Origin of the sequence: Wolbachia endosymbiont of Cardiocondyla obscurior (genome assembly GCF_902713635.1) — a bacterium.
In the GTDB taxonomy this organism is placed as follows: Bacteria; Pseudomonadota; Alphaproteobacteria; order Rickettsiales; family Anaplasmataceae; genus Wolbachia; species Wolbachia pipientis.
On record NZ_CACTIU010000079.1, the window covers coordinates 1 to 4846 of the forward strand.

Genomic DNA, 4846 nt, shown 5'->3' on the forward strand with positions numbered 1-4846 from the left:
CCAGATACGTGAGTTTTTTTGTCATTTAATCTGTACAGAGAAGATAAATAAATAGCTTCAGTTTCATGATAAGGGGGTTGGCGAAGGGTGTCAAGTAACTTTTGCATTTAATCCATTTCTATGGCTTATATAATAATCGTTATTGTAGTATAATTTAGAATAATGCAATAGATACCTAAATGTTTTAGCTATTAATTATATGTTGCACAAAAGCATATATTGCCCTACCATCCAAGTAGGTTAGAAATAAAGAGGTTTTTATGAGTTTTACTTTACCTGAATTACCATACGATAAAACAGCTTTGGAGCCTTATATATCTGCAAAAACCTTAGATTTTCATTATGATAAGCACCATAAAGGATATTTAAATAAACTCAACGAGCTAGTTGAAAATACGGATTATCAACATGTAAAAATTGAGGAATTAATAACAAAAGTGCATGGTAATAGCGGCAACTTGCCTATATTTAATAATGCAGCACAAGTTTGGAACCATACTTTTTATTGGAATTCAATGAAAAAAAATGGTGGTGGTAAGCCTAAAGATGGTAGTCTTCTAGCAAAAAAAATTCAAGACGATATCGGTGGCTTTGATAAATTTTATGAAGAATTTTCGAGTCATGGAGTAAGCCAGTTTGGCAGTGGATGGGTATGGTTAGTGCTCGAAAAAGGTAGGTTAGGAAAGCTCAAAATCACCAAGACTCCAAATGCAGATTTGCCAATAATTTATGGCCAAGTGCCACTACTCACTATGGATGTGTGGGAGCACGCCTATTATTTAGATTGTCAAAACCGTAGAATTGACTACATAAAAGTTTTCCTTGATCATTTGATTAATTGGGATTTTGCAGAAGAGAACTTAGAAGAATATATGAGATGAATATACCCCGGGTAACAAAATTAGATAATGGTCTGCGCATAATAACTGAGCAGGTGCGTGATATTGATTCCGTAGCTTTAAGCATACGAGTTGGTGTTGGCAGTAGAGCAGAAAGTGCAAAGCAAAATGGAATATCCCATTTTTTAGAACACATGGCTTTCAAAGGGACGAAGACAAGAACTGCCTTTGAAATTGCAAAAGCTTTTGATGACATAGGTGGAGTTTTCAACGCTAGCACCGGTAGGGAAAGCACCACCTATTATGCAAAAGTCCTCAAGAAAGACATAAAAACTGGTATTGATATATTAATAGATATATTGATGAATTCCACGTTTCCAGAAGATGAATTGGAACGTGAGAAGGGTGTTGTAATACAAGAGATTTTTCAAACTAATGATTCACCAAGTGACATTATTTTCGACAAATATTTTGAGGCAGCTTATAAAGACCAACCATTTGGTAGGTCAATCTTAGGCACGCAAAATACTGTAAAATCTTTTACTCGAGGAGATCTAGATAATTACATAAATGAGCATTACTTTGGTGAGAATATGCTATTTGCCGTTGCAGGAAATGTTGAACATGAAGAAGTTGTTGCATTAACCAAAGATTTTCTCTCAAAGATTCATTCTAAAAAGCTGAAAAAAAGCCAAAATGCGAGCTGTACTGGTGGTGAGTATTTAGAACATCGTAAATTAGATCAGGTACACTTGCTAATTGGTCTACCTAGTGTTTCTCGCCATGACGATAAATATCACACGTTTCAAGTGCTTGATTCTATATTAGGGAGCGGAATGTCATCACGTTTATTCCAGGAAGTAAGGGAAAAGCAGGGATTAGCTTACTCTGTTTATTCATTTAATTCCAGCTATACTAATACAGGAATGTTTTCCATTTTTGCTGGTACAGACAGTAGTAACTTAGATAAGCTTTTAAAATCTATAACGACAGAGTTGAAGAAGTTGTCTACAGATGATCTGAAGGAAGAAGAAGTAAATAGAGTGAAAGAGCGAGTAAAATCCCAAATTTTAATGTCACGCGAAAGTGTTAGCTCACGTGCTGAAACATTGGGACACTACTACGGTAACTATAATAGGTACATCAGTAAAAATGAATTAATAGAAAAAATTAGTGCAGTTACCACTGCTAACGTAAAAAAAGCAGCAGAAGAATTGTTATCTCAGCATGAAAAAACCACTCTAGCTGCAATTGGAGAAATTGAATCATTGCCAAGTTACGATAAAGTGGTTTCTATGCTTAAAGCTTAGTGTACTTTAATTATGTTGCTTAAGCTCACTAAAAAGTTCAATGAACGGTTGCAAAATCCTTTCTATAAAAAGTTTACTTTCTGGTTCATCGCGTATATTACTTATCAGTTTATTCAAAGTTTTCTCGCTGTTTCGTAAAAATAAATAGCTTTCTACTGCTTGCACACCAGACAAGACAGTCAAAATTCCTCCTATCACTAGACAAGCAGCTATAGCAGGTACGGTACCCACTGCAATTGCAGTTGCGATTAATGATAACCCAGCTAAGAATGTAACGGCTGAAACGCAAAACGCTATTTGATGTTTTTCTTTATTGTTAACCATAAATACCTCACAAAAACTATATTTTTAACATACCAGTGTTGTCATGTATTGTCAAGTTTTTAAAGAAGATTAAAAAATGCAACGCACATGTGCAAAAGACGCTAACTATGGATTAGCCAAGGAAGAAAGAGTAGGAAGAGGAAGGCTTTTTCTGTTTTAGGGAATATAAAATAAGCGTAGAAAAATATGAACTAGGTGTATAATTCACAGTGTAGTGGTATCTCACTAATCCAATTATTTTTCTCCCGATCTAGCCTATCATCTAATATAGCCTGCCTTATTGATGCCATTAACTTATTCATAAAGAAAATATTATGAATGGTAACGAGCGTGTAAGCCAGGAGCTCTTTAGCTTTCAGTAAATGGTGTATATAAGCTCTTGAATGTTTTCTGCAGGTAAAGCATAAACAGTCACTTTCAATTGGGTTGTTGTCCAGCTCAAATCGTTGATTCCGCAAATTAATATGCTCTTTGCACTTTGAAGAAATAGAATTTCTGTTTTTTACTTTAACAAGTGCGCCACCATGCCTTGCTAAGCGGGTTGGATGCACGCAATCAAACGTGTCAATTCCAAGCTCTACTCCGCGAAAGATGTCCACAATTCCACCAATACCAAGCAAATGAGTAGGCCTGTCTTTTTTCAGGTGGTCCATAGTGAAAGAAACTACATCATGCATCTGCTCTTTACTTTGACCAAGTGATCCACCTATTGCTTGACCAAAAAATGGCAAATCGTTGATAAAATCACAACTTTCTCTACGTAAATCTTGATACACTCCGCCTTGACTAATTCCATACAGTGCCTGCTTGCCATTATTGTTTTTTTCAAATTCATTTAAAGAACGTTCAGCCCATCTGTGGCTCATGAGCATTGATTTTGCTGTGTATTCTTTGCTTACGTGAAATGGAGTGCATTCATCTAAAACTAGGATTAAATCTGCACCTAATTTCTGTTGAATTTGTACAGATTTTTCAGGAGTTAAGCAATAAATTTTACCATTAATGTAAGAACGAAAAATTGCCCCATCCTCATTAATTTTGATCAAAGTTTTTTGTTTTTTTCTTATTCCTTTTATCTCTTCCGAAACTGATCCGTGGCCTAAGCTAAATATCTGATATCCACCTGAGTCAGTTAGCATTGGCCCATTCCATCCTATCATCTTGCGCAAACCACCAAGTTTTGCAACAGTATTCTCTCCTGGTTGAAGCATTAGGTGATAGGTGTTGGAAAGTATGATTTGGGTACCAGCTTCACTTATTCTTTCAATATCTGCAGCTTTAATTGCAGCTTTTGTTGCGCAGAATATAAAAGCGGGGGTTTCTACGCTTCCATTTGGAGTTTTAATTGTTCCAACTCTTGCAGAACCTGATTGCTTGATTCTCTTGAATGAAAATTCTTCTTTCATCTATTTGCCTGAAAGTTCTGTTATGATGTTTTCTACTTTCTCAGGAGTAAGATTTTCATAGAAGTCATTATTGATCTGCACAACGGGAGCATTAACGCATGCACCTAGGCATTCAACTTCTTTTAAAGTGAACAAATTATCTTTAGTAGTCTCACCGATATTGATTCCAAGTTTTTTTTTAAAGGTATTTAAAACTTCTTCACTATTGCACAACCAGCAAGGAGTTGTTCTACAAATTTGTATTAGATATTTGCCTACTGGTTTTAAATTATACATGGTGTAAAAATTTGCCACTTCATATACACGAATATGTGGAATATGCAGCATATCAGCAACATAACGCATAGCAGATTCAGAAACCCATCCGCATTGCTCTTGAACCAGATATAGTAAAGGCATAACAGCACTACCTTCTCTACCTTTGGGATACATCTCTATAAACTTTCCCGCTTTCTTGAGGTTTTCTGATGTAAAACTAAACTGCTCTTCTTTTTCTATCATTCATGAGACTCGTGTAAACTTTAACAGATTATACCTGTAGAACCAATGATTGCAATTGTTGGTTTTTTGAGAAATAGCATAAAGCTTCTTAGCCCTCTTCAAGCTTATATTTACCTTTTAGTATAAAATATTATATTAATTTTTTAATTTTAGTTAAAATTTTCATTGACATTAACACACAGGAGTAATCATAATAGCATTTTATTAATATTTTAAATAAAATTATGTCTATATTAAGAAGATTGCTCGGGATCAACTCAAATACACCGGAAATTAAAGAAGCGATAGGTTTTAATCCAACAAACGTAGAATTAATTGAGGGGAATGGAGTTGCTTACGGACTCAGCTATCAAGATAATGGTAATGGGAGCAGTAAAGTAAAATTACTTATTATAGTACTTCCCAAAGTAAATGATAAAGGTATAATAAGCTATTTGAGTTATAATGGCGTATAGTGTGGATTTAA

The 4846-nt window shown here is 34.9% G+C and carries 6 protein-coding genes; 3 read left to right on the top strand and 3 right to left on the bottom strand.

Features of this window, described 5'->3' with window-relative positions:
• Positions 1-260 precede the first annotated feature (260 nt).
• Together WOCAOBSORBRA_RS05520 and WOCAOBSORBRA_RS05525 are read left to right on the top strand one after the other, a co-directional pair.
• A complete protein-coding gene (locus tag WOCAOBSORBRA_RS05520; protein ID WP_010082437.1) occupies positions 261-881 on the top strand; it encodes a superoxide dismutase in 621 nt (206 codons plus the stop codon).
• Entirely contained in the window at positions 878-2149 is a 1272-nt protein-coding gene (locus WOCAOBSORBRA_RS05525) for a M16 family metallopeptidase (protein ID WP_010962800.1), read from the top strand. Before WOCAOBSORBRA_RS05520 ends, WOCAOBSORBRA_RS05525 begins: the two co-directional genes overlap by 4 nt.
• A gap of 6 nt (positions 2150-2155) precedes the next feature.
• Here WOCAOBSORBRA_RS05525 and WOCAOBSORBRA_RS05530 read toward each other — a convergent pair whose 3' ends face one another.
• From WOCAOBSORBRA_RS05530 to nuoE, 3 genes are all read right to left on the bottom strand, one after another.
• Positions 2156-2473 (bottom strand): WD_0736 family protein, encoded by a 318-nt coding sequence (locus WOCAOBSORBRA_RS05530; RefSeq protein WP_010082444.1) that lies wholly within the window; start codon positions 2471-2473, stop codon positions 2156-2158.
• A gap of 191 nt (positions 2474-2664) precedes the next feature.
• Complete coding sequence (gene tgt / locus WOCAOBSORBRA_RS05535) at positions 2665-3879, bottom strand: tRNA guanosine(34) transglycosylase Tgt (protein WP_151807958.1); 1215 nt, start codon at positions 3877-3879, stop codon at positions 2665-2667.
• Positions 3880-4380, bottom strand: coding sequence for an NADH-quinone oxidoreductase subunit NuoE (gene nuoE / locus WOCAOBSORBRA_RS05540; protein WP_010962799.1), 501 nt, complete (start codon positions 4378-4380; stop codon positions 3880-3882).
• Positions 4381-4604: 224 nt separating this feature from the next.
• Between nuoE and WOCAOBSORBRA_RS05545 the strand changes: the two genes are divergently transcribed.
• Positions 4605-4835, top strand: a complete 231-nt coding sequence (locus tag WOCAOBSORBRA_RS05545; RefSeq protein WP_174516103.1) for a hypothetical protein — start codon at positions 4605-4607, stop codon at positions 4833-4835.
• Positions 4836-4846: the final 11 nt, after the last annotated feature.

Coding starts and splice junctions, on each gene's coding strand:
- WOCAOBSORBRA_RS05520 (WP_010082437.1), top strand. CDS start 261: ATGAGTTTTACTTTACCTGAATTACCATACGATAAAACAGCTTTGGAG.
- WOCAOBSORBRA_RS05525 (WP_010962800.1), top strand. CDS start 878: ATGAATATACCCCGGGTAACAAAATTAGATAATGGTCTGCGCATAATA.
- WOCAOBSORBRA_RS05530 (WP_010082444.1), bottom strand. CDS start 2,473: ATGGTTAACAATAAAGAAAAACATCAAATAGCGTTTTGCGTTTCAGCC.
- tgt (WP_151807958.1), bottom strand. CDS start 3,879: ATGAAAGAAGAATTTTCATTCAAGAGAATCAAGCAATCAGGTTCTGCA.
- nuoE (WP_010962799.1), bottom strand. CDS start 4,380: ATGATAGAAAAAGAAGAGCAGTTTAGTTTTACATCAGAAAACCTCAAG.
- WOCAOBSORBRA_RS05545 (WP_174516103.1), top strand. CDS start 4,605: ATGTCTATATTAAGAAGATTGCTCGGGATCAACTCAAATACACCGGAA.